The organism is Streptomyces sp. ME02-8801-2C (assembly GCF_033793965.1).
In the GTDB taxonomy this organism is placed as follows: Bacteria; Actinomycetota; Actinomycetes; order Streptomycetales; family Streptomycetaceae; genus Streptomyces.
The window spans coordinates 133447-157811 of sequence record NZ_JARAXP010000005.1 but is presented as its reverse complement, the minus strand read 5'-3'; the positions used below and the strand labels follow the sequence as shown (position 1 = coordinate 157811).

Genomic DNA, 24365 nt, shown 5'->3' with positions numbered 1-24365 from the left:
CGAACGACCGGATCCACAAGGCCGACCGAGTCCAACGGGTCCACCCGACCCACCGGGTCCACCCGACCCACATGAAGACTCCGAACCACCCGACCAGACCAATACCGTACGCACGGCTCTGCCAACGACCGTCCGTCGCACCGACGTCCGGCCGTTCGCCGGCGTACGCCCGAGGGGGAACCATGTCCACACAACAGCAGCAACCCGTGCTGAGTCTGCGGAACCTGACCCGCGTCCACGGCTCCGGCGCCACCGAGGTGCACGCCCTGCGCGGCATCGACCTCGACGTCCACCCCGGTGAACTCGTCGCCGTCATGGGCCCGTCGGGCTCAGGCAAGTCCACCCTGCTCACCATCGCCGGCGGCCTCGACAACCCCACCTCCGGGCAGGTCTTCGTCGAGGGCACCGACATCACCGTCCTCGGCATCAAGGGGCTCGCCGCCCTGCGCCGCCGCAGCATCGGCTACGTCTTCCAGGACTACAACCTCATCCCGGCCCTCACCGCCGCCGAGAACGTGGCCCTGCCCCGCGAACTGGACGGCATATCGGCCCGCAAGGCCCGCACCGAGGCCCTCGCCGCCCTCGCCGAGATGGACCTCGGCCAACTCGCCGACCGGTTCCCCGACGAGATGTCCGGCGGCCAGCAGCAGCGCGTGGCCATCGCCCGTGCCCTCGTCGGCGACCGCCGGCTCGTCCTCGCCGATGAGCCCACCGGCGCCCTCGACTCCGAGACCGGCGAGTCCGTGCTGGCCCTGCTGCGCTCCCGCTGCGACGCCGGAGCCGCCGGCGTCATGGTCACCCACGAGCCGCGGTTCGCCGCCTGGGCCGACCGGGTCGTCTTCCTGCGGGACGGCGCCGTCGTCGACCAGACCGTACGCAGCGACGCCGACTCGCTCCTGACCGGCCGGGCGGCCCAGCGGTGACGACCTGGTTCCACTCCTGGCGGGCCGCGGTCCGCATCGCCCGCCGTGACGCCTGGCGCTCCAAGGGCCGCAGCTTCCTCGTCCTCGCCATGATCGCGCTGCCGATCCTGGGCGTGAGCGCCCTGGACCTGACCCTGCGCAGCGCCGAACTCACCCCCGCGCAGCGGATGGAGCGCACCCTGGGTGCCGCCGACGCTCGCTTCTCCGACCCCCGAACGGCCGGCGTGGCCATCCTCCAGGACCCCGAGGGCGAGCAGCACACCCCGGCCGGGGACTACGACTCGCCGGGCAAGTCCTGGCCCGACGGCCCGACGGATGTCACCAAGACCATCCCGGCCGGTTCGACGGTGCTGACCGACAGCACGGGCAACGCCAAGCTGACCACCAGGTACGGTCTGCTCCAGACCGAGGTCCGTGAGCTGGCCGCCGTCGATCCCGTCGCCCGGGGCATCATGCGGCTGCAAGAGGGCCACTTCCCCGAGAAGAACGACGAGATCGCCGCGACCACCCGGTTCCTGGAGAGCAGCGGGCTGTCCGTCGGCTCCACCCTCACCGCCCGCGGCTTCGACCGCACCTATGTGATCAGCGGCTCGTACGAGTTGCCCAGCGAACTCACGGCACAGCAGGTCAACGCCCTGCCGGGGGCCTTCCTCGCGCCGTACGCCAAGGCGGTCGAGAAGGCCGGACTGCCGAAGCCCGACATCTCCACCACCTACCTGGTGAAGAAGGCCGGTGGTTTCACGTGGAACACGGTCCAGGCGATCAACGCCAAGGGTGTCCTGGTCACCTCGCGCGTCGTGGCCCTCGACCCGCCGGCCGACTCCAAGGTGCCGCTCTACCAGAAGGAAGGCTGGGCCGTCTACGAGAGCAGCGGGGGCGCCGACGCCGCCGCGCTCGCCGCCGTGGGCACGGTCGTCGGCCTGGCGATGCTGGAGATCTGCCTGCTCGCCGGTCCCGCCTTCGCCGTCGGTGCCCGTCGTTCCCGCCGCCAGCTGGGCCTGGTCGGCGCCAACGGCGGTGCCCGCAGCCACATCCGGGCCATCGTGCTGAGCGGCGGCCTGGTCATCGGCGTCGCGGCGGCCCTGGTCGGCATCGTCCTCGCCCTGATCCTGACCTTCGCCCTCCGGCCGCTCCTCGAGGACTACATGGGGCAGCGGTTCGGCGGCTTCACCGTCAGGCCGCAGGAACTGCTCGCCATCGCCGCGCTCGCCGTCCTCACCGGCCTGCTCTCCGCGATCATCCCGGCCGTCACCGCCTCCCGGCAGACCGTCCTGGCCTCCCTCACCGGCCGTCGCGGCGTGCGCCGCAGCAACCGCGTGCTGCCGCTCATCGGCTTCGGCGCCGTTCTGCTCGGCGCGGCCATCGCCCTGTACGGCTCGGTCGTCTCCGACCAGTTCGTCCTGGTCGCGGGTGGCTCGGCCGTCGCCGAGCTGGGTGTGGTCGCCATGACGCCCGCCCTGGTCGGCCTGTTCGGCCGGGCCAGCCGCTGGCTGCCGCTCTCGCCGCGCCTCGCCCTGCGGGACGCCGTCCGCAACCGGGGCCGTACGGCACCCGCTGTCGCCGCCGTCCTGGCCGCCGTCGCGGGCACCGTCGCCGTCTCGACGTACGCCGCGAGCCGCGACGCCCAGAGTCTGGCCGAGTACCGGGCCAGCCTGCCGTACGGGGCCGGCGCCGCGCTCGTCACCGAGGAGGGCGGCCGGGACGTCCCCGCGGTCCGCGACGCCATACAGCGGACGCTGCCCGTCGATGTCCGCGCCGACGTGTTCCGGATCGCCGTCGGCAAGCCCGGCTGCGCCCCGTACGGCGAGGGCGAGGGCTGTGGCCGCTTCGAGGTCATCACCCCGCCGGCCAACGAGTGCCCGCTGTGGGCCAGCACCCCCGACGGCTCCGACCCGGCGGAGAAGTACACCAAGGAGCAGCGGCGCGCGCTCGCCAAGGACTGGCGCTGCCTCTCGCGCGACGGCAACGGCATCTACGTCGAGGGCGGTCTCCTCGTCGCCGACGCCCCGCTCCTGAAGGTCCTCGGCATCGACGACCCGGGCGCGGTCAAGGCGCTCGCCGACGGAAAGCTCCTCAGCTTCCACAAGCCCCAGGTCGACAGGAACGGCGCCGTCGGCATCAAGCTGATCACCGACCAGAAGGCCGCCGACCGCGCCGTCGAGCAGAACAAGCCGGTCCCGGGCGAGCTGAAGTCCTTCCCCGCCTACCAGGTGCCCGGCTCGCCCGACTCCTACGGAGTGCAGAGCGTGCTCAGCCCCGCCGCCGCCAAGGCCGCCGGACTGACCACAGTCCCCCTCGGCGCCTTCTTCAGCACCGACCGGATGCCCAGCACCGAGCAGCGGCAGAAGCTCGACGCCGAGATCGCCAAGCTCGGCAGCAACGTCGAGCTGACCGTGGAGCAGGGCTGGGTCGACGAGAACGGGCTCGTCCTGCTCGCGCTGACCGTCTTCGCCGGCCTGGTCACCATCGGTGCGGCCGGCATCGCCACCGGTCTCGCCCAGGCCGACGCGGAGGCCGATTTCAAGACGCTCGCCGCGGTCGGAGCCCCGCCCCGGGTGCGCCGCATGCTCAGCGGCTTCCAGTGCGGTGTGGTCGCCGCGATGGGTGTGGTCCTCGGCTCGGCGGCCGGTGTCCTGCCCGCGGTCGGGCTGCGGCTCACCGAGGAGCGCGAGCAGACGCGCTTCTACCAGGAGGCTCTCGACAACGGCTGGGGCGGCACCGGTGACGCCCCGCCGTACGTGCCGATCATCGTCCCCTGGGAGACGCTCGCCGCCCTCCTGGTGGCCGTGCCCCTCGGCGCCGCCCTGCTGGCCGCGCTGGTGACCCGCTCTCGCGGGGCGCTGGCCCGCCGCGCCGCGCACTGAGCCTCCGTTGCCCGACCGTGCCGTGCCCCTGGACGAGGGTGAATCACCCTCGTCCAGGGGCAGGAGGTAGTCCCCGTCCGAAGGGATGCTGCTCGAAGCTGGCCAGCGCTTCCGGGCCATCTCCACCTCTGGGCGCGACGGCGCCGTTGCGCGGGGCTCAGGCAGAGGAAGCCCGACTCTGCGTTCAGGCTGGTGGGGAGGCAGATGGAGTGGGGGCGCTCCTCATCACCAGAGTCGAGAACTACTGACCGGTGAGGGGCTCTTGACCGCGACGACCACGTGAGCGGCGGCACTGGCGCACCTGACAACTGCTGCTCTGCTTACGCGACTTGGTCGACCCTCCGCGCACCTCGTGACCCAGGTCACCGAAAGTGCGTCTCGCGATGGAAGACTATTCGACCCAGTGGTGCCTGAAGCGGCACTCGAAGGCCCTTCTGTACGTTACGAGCCCGCGACTCAGGACACGCGGAGGGCACGGAGCCACCAAATCGTTTTAGACAACAACAAACCCCAGGCTGCTGACCTGGGGTTTCTCTCTGGAGCGGGTGACGAGAATCGAACTCGCACTCTCAGCTTGGGAAGCCACGGCGCTTGCATGGACGGATAGCTCCCGACCTGGGCTTATGTGCTCCGGCGTGGCGCTCGGGAGTGCGGGATCGCACCGCTGTTGACCGTGGTTGACCCGTCTTATGGGCACGCTATGGGCACGCCGTCAGATCGGATTCGCCCGGAGCCCACCTCAGCGGTTGAGGAGGTGCCGAGCTCTGGAAGCGGGCGCTGGGCGGAGGGGCGCCATTGCAGGGGCACACGCAGGAGCTGCGGGTCACGATTTCGGCGGCGTTCCGCCAGGTGCGGGGCTGCCCCGGGTCGAGGATCGGCACCGCGTACGCCATGAGGCGACCACCGCGAGGCCGATGAGCCAGCCGCCGGTGCGCTGCTCCCGGCGCCGCAGCCGTTGGTCCCTGAGGGCAGCTGTGGCGGATACGGCACGCCATTGGGGCATCGGGCCCGGTACGACGGTCACAGCGCAGGCGCCTGGGCCCCGGAGGGATGGCGAGGGGACTCGGCAGCGCGGGCAGGACGAAGCGGGGCTGCGATCCACAGGTGACCGCGGCCACGTAAGGTCTCCTGGGCCACGGTGGCGGGTGGCGACACGAAGCGAACACGGGGGCGGGACATGGAATACCGGCGCGCGGTGATACCGGCGGTGGCGGGTGGGCTGATGGTGACGCTGCTCCTGTGGTGGGCGGGCGCGAGCGCCGACGCGCTGCATCTTCAGGGCGCCACCGACGTTCTCGGCTACGAGGCCGTCGCCCGCCTCCAGAGCTGGCTGCTGCCCTGGGCGTACGAACCCTCCGGCGGGACCGCGGGCGGGTACCTCGACGGGACCGGCGCTTCCCGCTATCTCGGCCTGCACCACACGGCGATCCAGATCCGCTTCGCCGCCGTGTTCGTCCTCTACGCGGCCGGGGCGCTCCTCCTGGTCCGGCGGCTTCCTCCGCAGCGCGGCCGGACGTGGGTCGGACTGCTCGCGCTGTGGGCGTGGGGCCTGGTGGCGGCGACCCTGGCGGTGACGGTGTCGGCCCCCTGGCTCATCGCGGCCGGGGGGCACGGCAGCTACCGGTTCCTGCCGCAGCTGGCCTCCCTCTCCTCGGCCGGGCGGCAGATCGTGGTGCCGGTGGCGCTGGCCGCGGCGGCATGGACGGTGCTCGTGGCGCGGCTGGCGCTGAAGGGCGCCGAGCCCCAGCCGCGCGAGGAGGTTCCGGCGCGGGCCGCCCTGCTGGCCGCCACCGTCGGAACCGTGGTGGTCGCGGTGTCCCTGGTCGTCCTGTCGTACCAGTCGAACGCCGCCACCCTCCAGACGGCCTTCACGGGAGGCGGGCTGCTCGCTGAACCGGGTGACCTGCTGCGTCAGTGGCTGCTGCTCGGCGCATGGTCCGGTCCGGCCGGCGCACCGCTCGGCGACTGGCTCCTGTACCGCCTCGGGGACGTCCTGCTCCTCGCCGTGGTCTGGTGCGCCCTGCGGTGGCTGCCCGGGCTGCTCACCCGGGTGTCCGTCCCGGCGATGGCGGCGGGCGGGGTCTGCGCGGTCGTCCTCGGGCTGCTGGCCGAACAAGCGCTGCGCATCGCGAGTGGCGGGACGCAGATGCGTTCGGGGTTGCTGTACGTGGCGTCCGGCCTCGGTGAGGGGGTGACCGCCGCGCTGCTCTGGGGCGTCCTCGCGGGCGTCGCGGCCACTGTGACCCTGCGGGCGGCGGGTGGCCGTACCGCCTCACCCTCCGTCTGACGTACGACGGCACCGGGGCGGAGGGCGTATACGGAATCGAGACCGCCCCGCAGGCCACTGCCCGCAACCGCGGGGCTGTCCTGTGTGTCTACGAACGAGTCGGTGGCCGACCGTACGGCGCCGCACACCCTTGTCATGGCGGTCACGCAGGACGTGGCCGTAGCTTCATCGGTCGAAGGGAGGACTCGCTGTGCCGGGTTTCATAGGTGCGTCGGTGATGGTGGTGATGGGCGGGATCCTGGTGTTGACAGGGTGCCAGGATTCGTCAGGTTCGCCCGCCGGCTCGGGTGCCCCCTCCTCATCCTCGCCTTCCGTTAATGCCTCTGTGCAGGCAGGCCGCCCTTCGAACGGCCCTGTCCCCACGCCCCCGACATCTGCCCCCACGCCCACCCCGTTGCACACCTCTACCGCCCCGGCCGGGGAGGCATCCGCGTCCCCCACTCCTGCCGGAACCCTGCCTGCGTCCGCTAACCACCCCGGCTGCCGCAATCTGGCCGTCAGCAACGAAGTGAAGGCCGCCGTGACGGGGGCATACCAGCGCAGCTTTTCCCGCTTCTCTCACATCCAGCCGGTCCCGCACCAGTTCTTCTACGGCCAGTGCGGCGGCGTCCGCTACGCCGCCACCCGTTTCGAGTCCACCCCCGGTGCCACACCCGAGGAACTCGTGGGCATGCAGGACGAGGGGAGCGTCACCAAGTACTTCCGCGGCACTTCCGGGGGCGGCTGGACCTACCTCACCAGCGACGGCTTCCCCCGCGGGCCGCATGGCTGCGGTGACGTCCCACAGATTCCCGAGGTCCTGGCCTCGGCCTGGGGGAACTGCCCGGTCGTGTACTGAGCCTTCCGCTCATCTGGCGGGTCCCGTCGATGGCCCGCATCCTGGGGGCGAAAGGGCGGGCGTCACCGCTTCAACCTCCGGTCGTTAGGCAGGGTTCGTTCCCCAGGGGTATCGCTTCTGCCCCGTATCGGGGTCCAATGGTGGGAGTCAGGCCCTTCGCGCCCGCACCGGTCAGAAGAGGCACGCTACGGATCCATGGCTGATCTGGTTGATCGTCGCAGCCGTGCTGGCTGTGGCGGAGATCTTCACCCAGGACGCGATGCAGAAGCAGATGCGAGCGGAACGGGACAAGAGGGCCGCGATTCTCGGGGCCGAGGGGCAGCGCCAGTCGCAGATCCTCACCGCCGAAGGCGACAAACAGGCCGCCGTCCTGCGCGCCGAGGGCAACCGTACCGCCGCGATCCTCCAGGCCGAGGGCCAGTCCCGGGCCATCGACGAGGTGTTCCAGGCCGTGCATCGCAACGACCCCGACCCCAAGCTGCTCGCCTACCAGTATCTTCAGACGCTGCCCCAACTCGCGCAGGGCTCGGGCAACAACTTCTGGGTGATCCCCAGCGAGATCACCTCCGCGCTCCAGGGCATGTCCCGCGCCTTCACCGACGTGCTGCCCCAGTCGCCGGCCACCCGTGAGAAACCCTCGGACGACATGGTTGCCCAGGCCGCCAACGACAAGGCCCAGGCCGCCGAAGCCGCTGCCGAGGCCCTCGCCGAAGCAGCCAAGGCCGAGCGCGTCACCCCCGATGCCCTCCCGGATCACCCGCCCCGCTGACGGCGGTCGGCGTCCCTGGGATCTGTCCAACGAGCTCGGGCTGGTTTCGGGCAGGGGCGGAGTGAGTAACAGCTTGGACTCGTGCCCCTAGCCGGTCTGGGGACCGTCATGCTCAGGTCATGGGGAGACGCGACGGGGTGCGGAGAGGAACAGCCGGAGGGTGCCTGTTCAATGGTTGTCTGGCTGTGCTCGTGCTGCTTCTTGTGTGCGTCATCGGACTGTGGATCTGGGCGGCCACGGCGGATGACCGCGCCGAGGGAGAGGCCCGCGCTGATATGCGGAGTGGTGCTGAGACTCGGCGGGAAAAGCTCGCCGGGGCGACGGCCGACGGTGTGCTGGACGACAGCGAGATCGCTCGGGTTTTCCCTCAGGGAAAGCCGGCTCAGGGCCTGGTCAGGGTCGAGCGGCATGGTCCTGATGTCATAGTGACGGCAGAGCTACTGGGCGTCGGGCCGGGCGTTTTCCTCACCAGCGAGACATTGATGACGGGGTGCTTCACCTTCACCGTCACACCGGACGGGCGCGGCCATCGGAGCTCTGAGGTCACCATCAGGGAACTGGCCGTAGAGAACGAGCCGCAGTCCGCGTGTACGACGGCAGGAGTGCCGTCTCCCAGCGTCTTCCCAAGCCACTGAATGAGGGATGCGGCTGGGGCGATCAGCCGTAGCGCTGACCCGGCAAACCACCGTGAGCAGCAACGATCTATGCCGAGGGAGCACACTGGAGAAGAGCTACGCCCTATGGCGATCGCCGCTCGTAACCCTGCGCCGCTTGACCGCACCCGCGCCGAGACATCCGAACGGCGCCGACGACCACCGCCCGAGTCGGACGAGTAACGCCGGGGCCGACACTGTGACGCTTTCGGAGTGCCTGCTGCTCCGGATCCAGGAGCTCGGGAAGCCGTCACCATGATCGGCCGTACGTTTCGCGCTGTCGGCGGTCAGCGCGGTGAGGCGCTTGGTCAGCGCGGTTGGGCGCTGCCCATCTCTGCGGTGAAGACCACGGGGTCGCTGTCGAACCCTCGGACCATCTCGTGGAATTCCCACGCTCCGGAGGTGCCGCGGGTGAACTCCGCGACGGTCGTGGCGGTGGATCCGGCGACCTGCGTGAACTCGTCCTTGAGCAGTTCCTGGTACCCCTCGACGACCAGCACTCCGGCATTCGACAGGTCGCCGAAGGTCATGGGGCCGTTGTTCTGGTGGATGGCCACGCCCACCACCACCCGTGCGAAGGAGGACGCGAGGCGGTCAAGTTCCAGGGTCATCACTTCGACGTAGCCGAAGCCCTGACCGGTCTGGCTGTGCCGGCCCATGTTGATGGTGCCGTCCGGTGAGCGGCTGTCGAAGTGGACGACGTACACCGGCCGCCCGTAGGGGGCGTCCGCCGAATACGTGGCGGCGATGATGTCGAGATGACGAGGTGGCTGATTCCAGGGACTCGGGTCCCACTTGAGTCGTACCTCAGCCTTCCCAACTCCCGTGCTGTCGCTGCTCACTGGCCTACCGCCTATCCCGTATCGAGCCATTACGGGATCGTCCCGCATGGCCAAGTATGGCTGTCGGCACCGCTGTTGAAGCACCGGCGTCGGCTCGCCCGTCGGCCGGTGGGGGACATGTATTTCCGTGATCCTCGTGTGTCTCGGCGTGGGTTCGCCAGGACGACGGCGCCGGGGCGGGTGCGGTCGGTGGCGACCCGGCCGCCGTTGGCACCGGAGTGTGTGGTGAGCAGATGTTGAGGGTCACCGGCATGCAGACCGTAGGAAAGACTGCCGGGAACCGGCAATGCGTGGGCGGGACTCGGCCTGGCAGCATTGCCCGAGGGGGCCACGGCCGTTGGTTTCATTGCCGAGCATCGGCAGGTGTCCGCCAGGGGACAGCAGGGGTCGTGCACCGCCGGACCGGCTGATGCGCGCCGTGGGTGGAAGGGGGGACCGGGAGATGCGGACATTTTTGGCAGCGGCCACGGGCCTGCCCACGATCCTGCTGACCGCGGCCCTCGTCGTGGTCGTCTGCTTCTGGCTCCTGGCCGCCGTGGGCGTCGCCGGCGTCGGCAGTTTCGACACGGACGTGGACCTACGGCTGTGGCGCATGAGCGGGGTGCCGGTGACGGTCGCCTTCTCGCTGATGACGGTGCTCGCCTGGTCCCTGAGCGTCGGAGCAGCCGTTTTACTGGCCGCGTTCGCGCCCCCGGCACTGGTCGCCGGGGTGCTGCGTCTGGTCGTGCCCGTGGGGGCGCTGTTCGTCGCCCGGGCTGTGACGCGCCTGATCGTACGGCCGTTGCACCGCCTCTTCCCGAACGAACCCGGACCGCCCGTGCTGAGCGAGGCTCGCACGGGCGCCACCACCGTGCTGCCGCATGCCCGCAGCCGTGATCCCTACGGCGGCGTGCCGCGCGACGCCGGCCTCCGGTCCCGGGACCACGCCGCCTGAGCCGCGCTGCGGAGGGATCTCACCTCCGGCCTCTCCTCTTCACGCTCAACTCCCTTACGCCTGAAGGACGTATGCCATGACTGCCATGATCGTGGGCATCGGCGCGCTCGTAGCCGTCTGCCTGCTCGCCGTACTCATCGTCTCCCTGCTGTTCCGCAAGGTGGAACAGGGCAAGGCGCTGATCGTCTCCAAGCTGCGGAAGGTCGATGTGACCTTCACCGGTCAGGTCGTGCTGCCAGTGCTGCACAAGGCCGAGGTGATGGACATCTCGGTGAAGACCATCGAGATCACCCGGGCCGGCAAGGACGGGCTGATCTGCCAGGACAACATCCGCGCCGACATCCGGATCTCGTTCTTCGTGAAGGTCAGCAAGAACGCCGAGGACGTCATCAAGGTCGCCCAGGCCGTCGGCACCGCACGGGCCAGCGACCGGGACACGCTGCAGGAGCTGTTCCACGCGAAGTTCTCCGAGGCGTTGAAGACCGTCGGCAAGCAGCTGGACTTCACCGACCTCTACACCAAGCGTGAGGAATTGCGGTACCGGATCATCGAGGTCATCGGCGTCGACCTGAACGGTTACCACCTGGAGGACGCGGCGATCGACTACCTGGAGCAGACGCCGTTGACCCAGCTGGACCCGGCGAACGTCCTGGACGCGCAGGGCATCCGGAAGATCACGGAGCTGACGGCCGTGGAGCACGTACGCACCAACGAGGCGCAGCGCACCGAGGAGAAGGAGATCACCCGGCAGAACGTCGACGCCCGTGAGGCCATCCTGGAGCTGGAGCGCCGGCAGGCCGACGCTGAGATCAAGCAGCGGCGGGAGATCGACACCGTGCGGGCCCGTGAGGAGGCCGAGACTGCGCGGGTGGTGGAGGAGGAGCGGCTGCGCTCGCAGGGCGCTTTCCTGAAGACCGAGGAACAGCTCGGCATTCAGCGGGAGAACCAGGCCCGTGAGGTCGCCGTCGCGCAGAAGAACCGCGAGCGGGTCATCGCCATCGAGAACGAGCGCATCGAGAAGGACCGCCTCCTCGAAGTCATCGCACGCGAGCGGGAGACCGAGCTGACCCGGATCTCGGCCTCGAAGGAGATCGAGGCCGAGAAGCGGGAGATCGCCGAAGTCGTCCGGGAGCGGGTGGCGGTGGACCGCACGGTCGCCGAGCAGGAGGAGTCCATCAAGAAGCTGCGCGCGGTGGAGGAGGCCGAGCGGCAGCGGCAGACGGTCGTCATCGCCGCCGAGGCCGAGGCTCAGGAGCTGCTCGTCAAGGACATCAAGGCCGCGGAGGCCGCCGAGCAGGCCGCCGTGCACCGCGCCGCCGAGGAACTCACCCTGGCCGAAGCCCGGTTGAAGTCGGCGGACCTCGACGCGCAGGCCAAGCTGCGACTTGCCGAGGGTGTCCAGGCGGAGGCCGCCGCCGAGGGGCTGGCCACCGTACAGGTCCGTGACAAGGAGGCCGAGGTCACCGAGAAGGCCGGCCGCGCGGAGGCCGCGGCCACCGAGGCGCGGATGCGGGCCGAGGCGGAAGGCGCCAGGGCGAGGGTGCTCGCGGAGGCCGAGGGCATCGGCGAGAAGCTCAAGGCGGAGGCGGCCGGTCTGACCGAGAAGGCGGCGGCGATGGCGGCGCTGGACGAGGCGTCCCGCGGCCACGAGGAGTACCGGCTGCGGTTGGAGGCGGAGAAGGAGATCCGGCTCGCCGGGCTCGACGTGCAGAAGCACGTCGCCGAGGCGCAGGCCACGGTCCTCGCCACGGGACTGGAGAACGCCGACATCAACATCGTCGGCGGGGAGTCCGTCTTCTTCGACCGGCTCGTCAACTCGATCGCGCTCGGCAAGAGCGTCGACGGGTTCGTCCAGCACTCCGAGACGGCACAGGCCCTCGCGGGGCCCTGGCTGGACGGCTCGTCGAGCTTCACCGACGACCTCAGCCGCGTCCTCGGTTCGGTCTCCACGGCCGATGTGCAGAACCTGACCGTCTCCGCGCTGCTGATGAAGCTGATGAAGACGGGCGGAGCCGATTCCGGCGCTCTGGAACAACTGCTCGGCAAGGCCGGCGAACTGGGTGTCGCCGACACCTCGCTCGCGGCCCTGAACGGCAGCGCCAAGGTCTGACAGGCCGCGGTCCGGAGCTGCCGCACAGGGGACGGCAGCTCCGGACCGCTTTTTCCGACTCTCCGAGAGGGACCCCATGACCACCGGCCTGGACACCGGCACGTACGAAGTACTGCGCGACCGCCTGACCGCGCAGGCCACCGAACTCGCCCGCCGCGCGGAGGCGCTGAACACCCGCCGCACCGAGGAGTTCGGCTCCACACCGCTCGAACTCGTCGGCACCGAGCGGCTGCGCACCGAGCACACCTGCGTGCCCCGCGACATCGCCGCCGTCGGCGACGTCCTGCTCTTCGGCCACAACGTCTTCCTCGGGCGGGGGCCCGAGACGACCGTCGGTGACGTCTTCGCGCTGCACGACCGCGACCTGAACAGGCTGCCCGACGACGCCGTGCCCGGCCTCCTCGATGATCCTGCCTTCGTCCGTGAGTTCGCGGCCCTCTACCGCTACTACCGGCAGGCATATCTTCTTCAACTGCGCCGTACGGAAGGCAAGTTGCTGGCTGTCTTCCAGACCGGGGAGAAGGCCGGCGATCTCCGCGTCCTGCGCTGGGCACTGACCGACGACGGGAAGGCCGCCTTCCTGGACCCGGGGGCAGACCGCGGCGGGCATCTCAACGCATTCCCTCCCTCCCACGACTTCGAGTGGACCGGGGCGACCCGCGAGAACCACGTCCTGGGCCGTCACCCGCACGTCTCCATCGAGGGCGAGGTCTTCGTCGAGACGCTCGGCGGGACGCTGACGGTCAAGGTGGAGGACAACACCGAGACGGGTGAGGGCATTTACGCCGAGCCCGTCGACGAGTCGCTGCAGTCCCTCGCGGACGCGGACATCGCGTACGCGCGCGTGGGCGCCCTGATCCTGCTGGCCGTTCTTCCGTACAACGAGGACGTCCGCCGCTACCTGGTGTTCAACACCCTCACCAGGACGGTCGTCCGCCTCGACGGCATCGGCCGGGCCTGCCGCCGCCTGCCCGAGGACCAGGGCATCGTCTTTCCCGGCGGCTACTGCCTGACCACGGGCACCCACAAAACGTTCGACGGCATCGACACGGCGGACCTGGAGTTCGAGCGCGAGGTGCGCTCCCCGAACGGCGAGGACGTCCTGTTCGCCTTCCACTCGCGCGCGGAAGGCCGCAGCCTCCTGCTGCCCTACAACATGATCCGCAAGGAGGTGGTCACCCCGCTCTCCTGCCACGGCTGGGCGCTGCTCGACGACGGCTCCTTTGTCGTGCTGCGTGCCGACAGCCACGAAGCGCAGCGTGTGCACCCCGTCCAGCTGTGGAACTCCCCGTACGTCTCCGACGTCCACGCCGCCTCCCAGCCGGTCGGCACCGGCCCGCTGACCCGTATCGGCAACGCCGACCTCGTGCGCGGCATCTCCGACTGCCTGTCCATCACGCGTGCTGTGGTCGAGACGACCCCGACGCACGAGGTGTACGAGGCGCTGGCCGCCGCGTGCGTCCGGGCCGCCGACTCCCACCATTGGCTGGGCGAGCCCGAACTCGGCGATCTGCTGGGCCCGTTGGAGCAGGTGCGCACGACAGCCGAGGGGGTGCTGGCCGAGTTCGAGACTGTCCAGGCCCTTACCCGCCGGGCCGCCGACGCGCTCGCCGAGGCCGCGTCGCGCGTCGCCACTGTCGTACGACGGCTGCGCGGCGAGGCCCCGCGCAGCGCCGCCGCCTGGGTCACCGGCCTGACCGAACTCCACCGCGCCCAGGGCCACTTGATCACCCTCAAGGACATGCGGTACGCCGACACCGCCCGCATCGACGACCTCGTCGCCGACACCGAGGCCGACCTCGCCGCTTTCGGCCGGCGCGCGGTCGCCCACCTCGCCCGTGAGGATGCCTTCGCCGGCCACCAGGCCGACATCGAGCAACTCGTCACGGACGCCGAGGCGATCGTCACCGTCGCCGAAGCCGCACCCGTCACCGCCCGCCTCGACGAGCTCGCCGACGGTCTGCGCACGGTCACCGAGGTCGTCGCCGGACTCGACATCGGCGACACCACCGTCCGTACGTCCATCCTGGCGCGCGTCGCCGAAGTCCTCGGCGGTGTCAACCGCGCCCGCGCCACCCTGGATGGCCGCCGCCGCGCACTCCTCGACAGGGAGGGGCGTGCCGGTTTCGCCGCCGAGTCCGCGCTGCTCGGGCAGACGGTCACCGGTGCGCTCGCGGCTGCGGACAGCCCCGAGGCGTGCGATGACCAACTCGCCCTTGTGCTGGTCCAGTTGGAGAACCTGGAGTCCCGGTTCGCGGAGTTCGACGACTTCCTCGGCGAGCTCGCCGACAAGCGTGACGAGGTACAGGAGGCGTTCTCCGCCCGCAAGCAGACCCTCGCCGACGCCCGCGCCCGCCGCGCGGAACGCCTCGCCGACTCGGCGACCCGCGTCCTGGCCACGGTCACCCGCCGGGCCGCCACACTGGCCGACGCGGACGCCGTCGCCACGTACTTCACCTCCGACCCGATGCCCGCCAAGGTCCGCCGTGTCATCGGCGACCTGCGTGAACTCGGCGACCAGGTCAGGGCGGAGGAACTGGACGGCCGCCTCAGGTCCGCCCGCCAGGAGGCCCTGCGCGCCCTGCGTGACCGCACCGACCTGTACACCCACGACGGACGCACCCTGCGCCTGGGCACCCACCGCTTCGCGGTCAACACCCAGCCCCTGGACCTGACCCTGGTCCCGCACGGCGACACCCTCGCCTTCGCACTCACCGGCACGGACTACCGCTCGCCGGTCACGGACCCCGACTTCGCCGCCACCCGCCCGTACTGGGACCGCCCGCTGCCCTCGGAGTCCCCCGAGGTCTACCGCGCCGAGCACCTCGCCGCCCGCCTGCTTGCCGAACACGGCCCGGCGGTCCTGGCCGAGGCCGACCTGCCCGCACTCGTGAGGCAGGCTGCGGAGGCGGCGTACGACGAGAGCTACGAGCGAGGAATCCACGACCACGACGCGGTCCTGATCCTCATGGCGCTCCTGCGCCTGCACGACACCGCGGGCCCGCTACGGCACGAACCCGCCGCCCGCGCCGCCGCCCAGCTGTTCTGGGCACACGGCACGACAGCCGACGAGCGCGCGGCGTGGACGCGCCGGGCCGTGTCCCTGGCACGCGCCCGGGACACCTTCGGGCTCACCCCGGCGATCGCGGACTTCGAGCGGGAACTGTCGGAAGCGATCGACGAGGGGGTGCGACAGAAGGAGCGGGGCGGCGGAATCGGCGTGACCGTCGGTCCAGCCACGGCCGACGGGGCGTCGGGCGGGCGCGGGGACCGGGCGCTCCCCGGCGAGGGCCGCTCGGGCGCCGCGCGTGACGCGCACACCGCGCGAGCCGACCGGGACGTGGTCGCCGCCTACCTCTTCGAGGAACTCACCACCGGCCCCGACGGCTTCGTCATCAGCGCCGCCACCCGCACGCTCCTCGACAAGTTCCGCCGTACGGTGGGCACTTCGGCCTACGACGACGACCTCGCCGCGCTCGACGACCTCGCAGCCCGCAGGCAACTCGTCGAGGCATGGCTGACGTCGTACACCGCCGCCAACGGCACGGACGCCACCCCCGGTGACCTGGCCGAAGCGGTGACCGCCGAGCTCTGCCCCGGCCTGCCCCGCTACGAGTCCGACGCGCCGCTCACCGAGACCGTCGAAGGGCTGCTCGGCACCCACCCGCGCGTCAAGGGCCGTTCCCTCACGGTCCGCGTCGACGAATTCCTGGCCCGCACAAGGGCGTTTTGCTCCCACGAGGTCCCCGCCCACCGCGCGTACCAGCGTCGCCGTACGGCACTGGTGGCCGCCGAGCGCACCCGCCTGCGCCTGGACGAGTACCGACCACGCGTGATGTCGGCCTTCGTGCGCGGCAAGCTCATCGACGAGGTGTACCTCCCCCTGGTCGGCGACAGCCTCGCCAAGCAGCTCGGCACCACGGGCGAGTCCAAACGCACCGACACCGGCGGCCTGCTCCTGCTCATCTCCCCGCCCGGCTACGGCAAGACAACCCTCATGGAGTACGTGGCAGAGCGCCTCGGCCTGATCCTGGTGAAGGTCAACGGTCCGGCGCTGGGGCACGCGGTGACGTCCCTGGACCCTGCCGAGGCCCCGAACGTGACCGCCCGCCAGGAGATCGAGAAGATCAACTTCGCGCTGGAGGCGGGCAACAACACCCTGCTCTACCTCGACGACATCCAGCACACCTCGCCCGAGCTGCTGCAGAAGTTCATCCCGCTGTGCGACGCCACCCGCCGCATCGAGGGCGTACGGGACGGCGAACCACGCACGTACGACCTGCGCGGCAAGCGCTTCGCCGTGTGCATGGCCGGCAACCCCTACACCGAGTCGGGCAGCCGCTTCCGCGTCCCCGACATGCTCGCCAACCGCGCCGACGTCTGGAACCTCGGCGACGTCCTCACCGGCAAGGAGCACGCCTTCGGGCTCAGCTTCATCGAGAATGCGCTGACGGCCAACCCGGTCCTCGCCCCGCTCGCCGGCCGCGACCGCACCGACCTCGACCTGCTCATCCGCCTGGCTGAGGGCGACTCGACGGCCCGTGCCGACCGGCTGACCCACCCGTACGCGCCCGCCGAGCTGGAGCGCGTCCTCGCCCTGCTGCGGCACCTGCTGACGGCCCGCGCGACAGTTCTCGCGGTGAACGCCACGTACATCGCCTCGGCCGCCCAGTCCGACGCCACCCGCACCGAGCCGCCCTTCCGGCTCCAGGGCTCCTACCGCAACATGAACAAGATGGCCCAGCGTATCCAGCCGGTCATGAACGACACCGAGCTGGCCGCGCTGATCGACGACCACTACACAGCTGAGGCCCAGACCCTCACCACCGGTGCCGAGGCCAACCTGCTGAAGCTGGCCGAGCTGCGCGGCACACTGACACGCGAACAGGCATCCCGCTGGGCCGAGTTGAAGGCGGCGTACGTCCCTACCCGAACGCTCGGCGGACCGGACGACGACCTCCTCACCCGCGCCGTGACCACCCTCGGGCTGCTCGCCGACCGGCTCGCCGCCGTGGAGACGGCGATCAACCGCCCGGCCGACCCACGCCACCCCGTGACCAACCCCATGGCCCGCCACGTGGCAGGGGCAGACATTACGAGAATCTGACGCGGTGGTGAAACCCCCCTGACCCGTCCGCCCCACAGGCAACTCTGGTGCTGCGCGCCGCCACAAACCCAGGACCAGCTCCAGTGCGATCGTTCCCAAGGACGCCTCGGTGTGCCCGGAGGTCGGTCCGGCGGCGGCGATAAGGATGAGCACGACCGGCAGGGCGAGCCCGTCGTTGATGCCGCTCTCCACGTTCAGCAACGGGTGGTGCCGGAGGCGCCGTTGCGGCCGCAAGGTGGTGGCCGGCGGCGGCACGGTGACCGGGAGGTGCTGGCCGCGATCGTGTTCGTGGCCACGTCGGGCTGCACCTGGCAGCAGTTGCCTTCCGCGTCGTTCGGCCCGTCCGGGGCGACGGCCCACCGGCGGTTCTCGGAGTGGTCGAAGGCCAGGGTGTGGGCCAAGCTCCACCGCATGGTCCTCGACGAACTCGGGGCTCGTGGCGAGCTGGACTGGTCGCGGTGCGCGATCGACTCGGTGAGCATGCGAGCCCTGAAAAGGGGGACCTGACAGGTCCGAATCCTGTCGACCGGGGCAAGTACGGCTCGAAGATCCACCTGATCACGGAACGCTCCGGTCTGCCCATCTCCGTCGGAATCTCCGGGGCCAACCTGCATGACAGCCAGGCCCTGATCCCTCTAGTGAAGGGCATCCCGCCGATCCGTTCACGCCGTGGTCGGCGGCGGCGCAAGCCGGGCAAGCTCCACGCCGACAAGGGCTACGACTACAACCACCTGCGACGATGGTTAGCCGGGCGAGGCATTACCCACCGCATCTCCCGCAAGGGAGTTGAGTCCTCACAACGACTGGGCCGCCACCGCTGGACCGTGGAACGCACGATGGCATGGCTCGCTGGATGCCGCTGCCTCCCCGCCGCTACGAGCGCAAAGCCGACCACTTCCTGGCCTTCACCAGCGTCGCCTGCACCCTCATCTGCTACCGCAGACTCGCCAAATGAGATGGTCTCCAAGCGCTTGCTCAGCCTATGCCAGTCGAAGTTACTCATCGGTCACCCGGTCTGTCGAGTCTGTGATCCAGCGCCCTTCGGCGGAGTCATGCACGTACGCCGGCCTCCCCCTGGTCCCGCTCGTGCGGAACGGCTTCCCGCCGTCCGTGATCCGCGCCGTCCCCGTACGGCCCCCGGCGCTCCACTCCAGCTCCAGGTACCAGCGGCAGTCGCAGCCCGCCGTCCGCGCGGAGACCAGCAGCTCCTCGGGGTCGGAGGAGGTGACCTTGTACGGGAAGGAGACGGCCGGGATCTTCCGGACCTCGGCGCCGGAGGCGTCAAGGCCGTCGACGGGCCTCGCGAGCGGGCGCGGCCGGTCGAGGTCCACGGCGAAGTGGCGCGGGGTGACGGCGCCGCCACAGCCGTTGTCCATCCGGTACGCGTTCCACGGCAGCGGCGCGGCGCGGTCGACCACGCGCACGTGCAGGGCATGGAGGACGACGGCGTCGGACGGGGACCGGCCCTGGACCGTGATCCGCACCAGCGCCTCCCCGCCGTGCACGGCACCGTGCGTCCCGGCCCACGCCCCGGAGTCGGCCGTGACCGGCGGCGGGGCGACCGCGCGGGGGGCCCGGTCCACGAGGTAGGTGTGCCCGCAGCCGCCCTCCCAGAGCTGGGAACCGATGCCCCAGGTGAAGGGGAGGGGGGCCGCGGTCCGCCCCGGAGCGGTGGAAGCGGGAGCGGGGGCGGAAGCCGTACGGGTGGGGTGGCCGAGCAGGGCGGCGGCGAGGGCGAGCACGACGAGGGCGACGGCGGCGGCGACGAGGAGGGGAGCGGGGGCGCCACGACGGGGGCGGGCGCGGGGCGCCTCCGGCGCGGACGGATCCGCGGCGGACGGGTCCGGGGCGGTCGGGTCCGGGGCGGGGCCGGGGCCCGGTTCCGGCGCGGACGGTTCCTGGTTCGATTCCGGCGCGGCCGACACGGCCGGCACAGGCGTGGGCGCGGGCGAGGCCGCTCGGCGGCGGGCGCGGTCCGCCTCCGTCCAGGCCGCCTCCAGGGCCCGCCGTTCCTCCTCGTCCGCCCCGCACAGCAGGGCGAGGCGGTCGACCACGGCGAACTCCTCCGGGACGGTCGCGCCCGAGCAGTAGCGGTGGAGGGTGGACGCGCTGACGCTCAGCCGCCGGCCCAGCGCCTCGAAACTCCTCCCGTCCCGCGCCTTCAGCGCGCGCACGAGCTCCGCGAACTCCTCGACGGCGGCGTCCTTCGGCATTCCATCCCCCCTCGACCCTGCGTCCCATCCTTCACGTCCTTGCACGTCAGCGGGGGTGGAATGGTTCCGGGACGGCTGGTGGGCGCGTGATCGTTGCAGCCGGCGGGCGCCGGCCCCACGCTGGTTGAGCACTGACCGAACGAACGACCCGACGGGGGATCCATCACCATGAACAAGCTCCGCACCGCACTCGCCACCGCAGCCGCTGCCGCACTGGGCCTCGCGGCCCTCGCCACAGCCCCGGCGCAGGCCGCTGCCCAGCCCGCCTTCCTCGCCGCCTCCCAGATGCCGCCGTCGTCGACGCCGTGGACCGCCACCCAGGTCTTCACCGGCGTCCCGGAGAACGGCGGCGTTCTCTGCGCCCCGTACAAGATCCCGGCGCAGAACACCCGCTACCGCGAGTTCAGCACCGAGCTCGACACCAACGGCGTCCAGGTCACCACCGTCGCCCGTACCGAGGCCGACGCCGTGAAACTGGTCGACACCCTCCGCGGGGCCCTCGCCGGCTGCGGCCCCCGGCTGGAGCAGCAGAACCCGGGCCTGCAGGCCGTCAGCGCCTCCCACGGCAAGCTCGCCGTCGAGGAGGGCGCCTGGGTCTACAGCCTGGACACCGCCGACCCGCAGATCGGCATCTCCGACATCCACCTGTTCTCCGTCGGCCGCGACGGCCGCACCGTCACCCTCGTCCGCTGGGGCCAGATGGGCGACCTCAAGGACGCCCCGCTGACCGCCTTCCGCACCACGACGAAGACCGCCGTCGACAAGCTCCACTGACCCGGGGGCTCCCCCGAGGGCTGACCACAGCTCGACAGCGGCGCGGCCGGAACCCGGACGCGCCGCTGTCGAGCCCACCTGCTCCGCCGGCGGCGACCACTTCCTGGCCTTCACCAGCATCGCCTGCACCCTCATCTGCTACCGCAGACTCGCCAAATGAGATGGTCTCTAAAAAGACGTCAAGGCGCGTCCAATTCAGGGGGAACAACATGGCGGGGCGGGACATGTCCGATGAGTACGGGGAGCACGGGGAGTACCTGCGGGGTTATGCCCGCATCCTCGCGGACGCTTCGGCGACCGGCCGCCGACTGTCCCGGGATGAACTCGATTCCCGCCGTGCCCTGGGCAAACTGGCCGCGGAGGCCGGCCTCGGGCTGCGTGTCCTGGTGGGCACCCACATGGCAGCCACCCGGGCGCACTGGCCGACCCAGAACGGCGCGTCCGTGGACAACGTGCTGGCCGCCGCGGCCCAGGCTGTCGACGCGTTCGCCGAGGGCTACGAGCAGGCGCAGAGAATCGCCGTACGCCAGGAGGAGGCAGGCCGCCGGGAGTTCATCGACGACCTGCTGTACGGCCGCAGCGACCTGGGCCGGCTCGCCCAGCGCGCGGAACGCTACGGACTGCGCCTGTCGTACGAACACGCCGTCGCCGTGGCACGAGGCACGGTCGCGTACGAGGAGGGGGACACGGTTCTCCGGGAGGTCGAGCATGCGCTGATCGGCCGGTTCGGCGACCGCAGCATCCTGCTCACCACCAAGGACGGACGGCTGGTCTGTGTCGCTCCGGGTGACCAGAGCGAGGTTCTCACGTACTTCGCCAAACACGCGGCCGTTGCCACCGGCGGGGGACAGGTGGGGATCGGCCGCCCGCAGCCCGGCGCGGCCGGGGTCGTCCAGTCCTACGAGGAGGCCCTCAACGCCCTCGACCTGGCCGACCGGTTGGAGCTCGACGAACCCGTGCTGCGCGCGGCGGACCTCCTCGTCTACCCCGTCCTCACCCGCGACCGGCAGGCCATGGCCGATCTGGTCGAAAGCGCCCTCGGCTCGCTGCGCGGAGCCCGCGGTGGCGCACAGCCGCTCCTGGACACCCTCACCACGTACTTCGACTCCGGCTGCGTGTCCGCGGAGGCGGCGCGACGGCTGTCGCTGAGTGTGCGGGCCTTCACCTACCGATTGGAACGCATCCACCGCCTCACCGGCGCGGACCCGTCCGACCCGGTGCACCGCTACACGTTGCAGACCGCGGTGATCGGCGCCCGGCTGCTGGACTGGCCGGCGAAGCCCTTCTGAAGGTCGTGCACGAGGTGGATCTCCACAGGGGCTCTGTGGTGTGTGTTCTTCCTTGCGGCGGTTGGCGCATTGCAGTCGCCGGTCCGCTGAGCGAGGGCGGGTTGGCGCCACCGTGCTGTCGGCCGCGAGGTGGTTGATGACGAGGTAGAGGTGGACGACGGCGGCGAGCAGGACGATGCCGACGCGGATGCTGAGACCGCCGCGCGCGGCAGCCGGGGAGGTGTTCGCGGAGGTCGAGCTGGCGGAGGCGTGTGGCCCGAACCTGACAGGGCCGGGTGGTCACAGCGCCGCACCATGTCGATCTTGGGCGTCCGCAGGGTGGGGGAGACAGCGGGGTTCGGGCTGGATAGAGTGCAAAGAACGCGTCAAGAACTGGCGCGGGGTGTGCCGGGAAGTCTGGTCGGCGTCCGTGGGGCTGTGTGCCCTTTTCCCGCCGACGCCCCGGAGGACTCCCCGCCGTGTCTGATGTTCGCTCGCGTTCCTATTTCCTGGGCCTGCTTCCGCTTCCCGAGCGTCAGGCCGTCGCTCGTGCACTGCGCACCGAGACCGTCGGTGGCCTGGTTCTCCTTGCTGCCGCGGTGGTGGCCCTGGTGTGGGCGAACAGCCCGTGGAGCTGGGCCTACGAGGAGATACGGGATTTCCATTTCGGGATACCGGTCCTCGGCCTGGACCTGTCGGTGGGGCACTGGACGGCGGACGGGCTGCTCGCGGTGTTCTTCCTGGTCGCGGGGATCGAGCTCAAGCGTGAACTGGTCGTCGGCGAGCTGCGCACTCCCGCGACGGCGGCGCTGCCGGTGATTGCCGCGATATGCGGAATGGCCGTGCCCGCAGCCCTGTACGCAGTGACCGCCTCGGCGGGCGGCGGGAGCCTGGACGGGTGGGCGGTGCCGATGGCCACCGACATCGCGTTCGCCCTCGCCGTGCTCGCGGTCCTGTCCACCCACCTGCCGGCCGCGCTGCGCGCGTTCCTGCTGACCCTCGCGGTCGTCGACGACCTCGGGGCCATCCTGATCATCGCGGTGTTCTTCCCCTCCGACCTGAACCTGTGGGCGCTGGCCGGGGCGTTCGCCGGACTCGTCGTCTTCTACCTGCTCCAGCGGGCGCGGGTACGTGGCTGGTGGTGGTATATCCCCCTGGGCGTCACGGTCTGGGCGCTGATGCACAACGGCGGCATCCACGCCACGGTGGCCGGGGTCGCGATGGGGCTGATCCTGCGCACCACCCCCGACGCAGGCGACACGAAGTCCCCGGCAGCCCGGGTCGCGTACCTGGTGCACCCGGTCTCGGCCGGGGTCGCGGTGCCGCTGTTCGCGCTGTTCGCCGCCGGAGTGAGCATCACCGGCGCGGCTCTGGGCGAGGTGTTCACCAGCCCCGAGCCCCTCGGCGTCGTCATCGGTCTGATCGCCGGCAAGACCGTGGGCATCTTCGCCGGGACGTACCTGGCCGCACGCTTCACCCGCGCCCGCCTCAACCCAGACCTGGCCTGGGCCGACGTGCTGGGCCTGTCGGTGCTGGCGGGGATCGGCTTCACTGTGGCGCTGCTGATCGGCGAGCTCGCCTTCACCGGCACGGCGGTCGGGGAGCACGTCAAGGCGGCGGTCCTGATCGCCTCGGTGCTCGCCGCGCTGCTCGCCGCCGCCCTGCTGCGCCGTCGGAACACGATCTACCGGCGTCTGTACGAGGCGGAGAACCTCGACGCCGACGCGGACGGCATCCCCGACATCTACCAGCAGGCCCAGTCGGCCGACGCCGGGCCGGACAGGCAGGACACCTGATGGACGGCGGTGGCGAGGCATCGCTGCTGGCGCCAGTGATCATCGTCGCGGCTCTTGGCATCCGCACCGCGCTCACCGAGATCCGGCACCCAGGCAGCGCCCGCCGCCAATGGGCCTTCACGACCAGCCGGCGGGCGATGACAGCCGCAGGCGTGGTCGCGGTGAGCATGACGGCCATCGGCTGGAGCCAGGCCGGATGGGCCGCCGTCGCCTGGGCCCTCCTCGCCGGCGCCCTGACCGCATCCCTGATCGGGAGGGACATCTGATGACCCCCCACCGCATCAGCATCCAAGTAGCAGTGCGTGTCTGAACGTCGCATCGGGACCATCCTGGCGGCCGTCGGAGCGCCGCTCGCCCTGGCCGGGGCGTTGATGTACGTCCTGCCCGGCCCCGGATTCCCTGTCCTGGTCATCGGCCTCGCCCTGCTGATCACCGGCCTGGTCATGGTCGCCGCCAGCAACCGGCGACGCCCCACCCGCGTATCGGAACTCTGGTCCCGCCAACAACCAGAAAGGGATGACGACGATGCTCTGGCAGTCGCTCGCCCTGGCAGTCTCCACTCTCCCGAACGCCGGCGTCGGCCGGTGAAGCACGTTCCGCGGTGGTGGGCGGAGACCAGATCCGTCACCGCGTGGTGGATCACGGTCACCCTCGCGCTGTGGCTACTGGGCATGGCACTCGGGCAACAGGTGCGCCTTGCCGGGTGTGCCGCATCGGCTGCCCTTCTGGTCGCGATCGGAGAGGCCGGAGACTGGCTGCGGCGCCGCTGGGCCTCACATCGCGGCGGTGGTCGGCGGGGCCCCGGGGCCGGACGGGGGTGAGGGTTGAGCTTGTGTGCACGGCCCCGCTCGCGTCTACGGGGAGGTGGCGTGCGCTGAGGGACAACTCGGGGTGGTTCTTGTGCTGCTGGAGGGCGGCGGAGTCGGCGGGGGCTGCTGCGATGGCTTCGAGATGCGCCACGCTTGCCGCTTGAACAGCGCAGGACCC

General features: G+C 70.9%; 15 protein-coding genes and 3 pseudogenes. 15 read left to right on the top strand and 3 right to left on the bottom strand.

Annotated features, from left to right (window positions below):
- The first annotated feature begins 182 nt into the window (after positions 1 to 182).
- The 6 genes and pseudogenes from PV396_RS17945 to PV396_RS17920 all read left to right on the top strand — a co-directional run bounded on the left by PV396_RS17945 (position 183) and on the right by PV396_RS17920 (position 8316).
- A complete protein-coding gene (locus PV396_RS17945; RefSeq protein ID WP_006380198.1) occupies positions 183 to 923 on the top strand; it encodes an ABC transporter ATP-binding protein in 741 nt (246 codons plus the stop codon).
- Positions 920 to 3787, top strand: a complete 2868-nt coding sequence (locus PV396_RS17940; protein WP_319205769.1) for an FtsX-like permease family protein — start codon at positions 920 to 922, stop codon at positions 3785 to 3787. The genes PV396_RS17945 and PV396_RS17940 overlap by 4 nt, the downstream gene beginning before the upstream one ends.
- A 1177-nt stretch (positions 3788 to 4964) precedes the next feature.
- Positions 4965 to 6074, top strand: a complete 1110-nt coding sequence (locus PV396_RS17935; RefSeq protein WP_319205768.1) for a hypothetical protein — start codon at positions 4965 to 4967, stop codon at positions 6072 to 6074.
- Between the two features lie 520 nt (positions 6075 to 6594).
- On the top strand, positions 6595 to 6912 hold the full coding sequence (locus PV396_RS17930; protein ID WP_319205767.1) for a hypothetical protein: 318 nt from the start codon (positions 6595 to 6597) through the stop codon (positions 6910 to 6912).
- A gap of 250 nt (positions 6913 to 7162) precedes the next feature.
- Positions 7163 to 7681, top strand: a pseudogene (locus PV396_RS17925) (SPFH domain-containing protein); the annotation flags it as partial.
- A gap of 185 nt (positions 7682 to 7866) precedes the next feature.
- The gene (locus PV396_RS17920) at positions 7867 to 8316 is read left to right on the top strand and encodes a hypothetical protein (protein WP_319205766.1); all 450 of its coding nucleotides are present in this window, start codon (positions 7867 to 7869) and stop codon (positions 8314 to 8316) included.
- Positions 8317 to 8642: 326 nt separating this feature from the next.
- On the opposite strand, the gene PV396_RS17915 is transcribed toward PV396_RS17920, so the two are convergent.
- Complete coding sequence (locus PV396_RS17915; protein WP_319205765.1) at positions 8643 to 9176, bottom strand: TerD family protein; 534 nt, start codon at positions 9174 to 9176, stop codon at positions 8643 to 8645.
- A 442-nt stretch (positions 9177 to 9618) separates the two neighbouring features.
- Between PV396_RS17915 and PV396_RS17910 the strand changes: the two genes are divergently transcribed.
- The 3 genes from PV396_RS17910 to PV396_RS17900 all read left to right on the top strand — a co-directional run bounded on the left by PV396_RS17910 (position 9619) and on the right by PV396_RS17900 (position 17327).
- Entirely contained in the window at positions 9619 to 10110 is a 492-nt protein-coding gene (locus tag PV396_RS17910) for a hypothetical protein (RefSeq protein ID WP_319205764.1), read from the top strand.
- A 76-nt stretch (positions 10111 to 10186) separates the two neighbouring features.
- The gene (locus tag PV396_RS17905) at positions 10187 to 12220 is read left to right on the top strand and encodes a flotillin family protein (RefSeq protein ID WP_319205763.1); all 2034 of its coding nucleotides are present in this window, start codon (positions 10187 to 10189) and stop codon (positions 12218 to 12220) included.
- A 76-nt stretch (positions 12221 to 12296) separates the two neighbouring features.
- Positions 12297 to 17327 carry a DNA repair ATPase gene (locus PV396_RS17900; protein WP_319205762.1) on the top strand — a complete coding sequence of 1677 codons (5031 nt, stop codon included), beginning with the start codon at positions 12297 to 12299 and terminating at the stop codon, positions 17325 to 17327.
- A 63-nt stretch (positions 17328 to 17390) separates the two neighbouring features.
- Here the strand turns inward: PV396_RS17900 and PV396_RS17895 are convergent.
- Positions 17391 to 17528, bottom strand: a pseudogene (locus tag PV396_RS17895) (sodium:proton antiporter); the annotation flags it as partial.
- Between the two features lie 3 nt (positions 17529 to 17531).
- On the opposite strand from PV396_RS17895, the pseudogene PV396_RS17890 reads away from it, so the two are divergent.
- Positions 17532 to 18282: pseudogene (locus PV396_RS17890) on the top strand (IS5 family transposase).
- Between the two features lie 40 nt (positions 18283 to 18322).
- Here the strand turns inward: PV396_RS17890 and PV396_RS17885 are convergent.
- On the bottom strand, positions 18323 to 19540 hold the full coding sequence (locus PV396_RS17885) for a helix-turn-helix transcriptional regulator (protein WP_319205761.1): 1218 nt from the start codon (positions 19538 to 19540) through the stop codon (positions 18323 to 18325).
- A gap of 168 nt (positions 19541 to 19708) precedes the next feature.
- Between PV396_RS17885 and PV396_RS17880 the strand changes: the two genes are divergently transcribed.
- The 5 genes from PV396_RS17880 to PV396_RS17860 all read left to right on the top strand — a co-directional run bounded on the left by PV396_RS17880 (position 19709) and on the right by PV396_RS17860 (position 24199).
- Positions 19709 to 20314, top strand: coding sequence for a hypothetical protein (locus PV396_RS17880; protein WP_319205760.1), 606 nt, complete (start codon positions 19709 to 19711; stop codon positions 20312 to 20314).
- Between the two features lie 209 nt (positions 20315 to 20523).
- A complete protein-coding gene (locus tag PV396_RS17875) occupies positions 20524 to 21603 on the top strand; it encodes a helix-turn-helix domain-containing protein (protein WP_319205759.1) in 1080 nt (359 codons plus the stop codon).
- 458 nt (positions 21604 to 22061) lie between these two features.
- Positions 22062 to 23378 carry a Na+/H+ antiporter NhaA gene (gene nhaA, locus PV396_RS17870; protein WP_319205758.1) on the top strand — a complete coding sequence of 439 codons (1317 nt, stop codon included), beginning with the start codon at positions 22062 to 22064 and terminating at the stop codon, positions 23376 to 23378.
- A complete protein-coding gene (locus tag PV396_RS17865; RefSeq protein ID WP_319205757.1) occupies positions 23378 to 23644 on the top strand; it encodes a hypothetical protein in 267 nt (88 codons plus the stop codon). The genes nhaA and PV396_RS17865 overlap by 1 nt, the downstream gene beginning before the upstream one ends.
- Positions 23645 to 23680: 36 nt before the next feature.
- Entirely contained in the window at positions 23681 to 24199 is a 519-nt protein-coding gene (locus tag PV396_RS17860; RefSeq protein WP_319205756.1) for a hypothetical protein, read from the top strand.
- Positions 24200 to 24365 lie beyond the last annotated feature (166 nt).

Coding starts and splice junctions, on each gene's coding strand:
- PV396_RS17900 (WP_319205762.1), top strand. CDS start 12,297: ATGACCACCGGCCTGGACACCGGCACGTACGAAGTACTGCGCGACCGC.
- PV396_RS17905 (WP_319205763.1), top strand. CDS start 10,187: ATGACTGCCATGATCGTGGGCATCGGCGCGCTCGTAGCCGTCTGCCTG.
- PV396_RS17935 (WP_319205768.1), top strand. CDS start 4,965: ATGGAATACCGGCGCGCGGTGATACCGGCGGTGGCGGGTGGGCTGATG.
- PV396_RS17885 (WP_319205761.1), bottom strand. CDS start 19,540: ATGCCGAAGGACGCCGCCGTCGAGGAGTTCGCGGAGCTCGTGCGCGCG.
- PV396_RS17910 (WP_319205764.1), top strand. CDS start 9,619: ATGCGGACATTTTTGGCAGCGGCCACGGGCCTGCCCACGATCCTGCTG.
- PV396_RS17875 (WP_319205759.1), top strand. CDS start 20,524: ATGGCGGGGCGGGACATGTCCGATGAGTACGGGGAGCACGGGGAGTAC.
- PV396_RS17880 (WP_319205760.1), top strand. CDS start 19,709: ATGAACAAGCTCCGCACCGCACTCGCCACCGCAGCCGCTGCCGCACTG.
- PV396_RS17865 (WP_319205757.1), top strand. CDS start 23,378: ATGGACGGCGGTGGCGAGGCATCGCTGCTGGCGCCAGTGATCATCGTC.
- PV396_RS17945 (WP_006380198.1), top strand. CDS start 183: ATGTCCACACAACAGCAGCAACCCGTGCTGAGTCTGCGGAACCTGACC.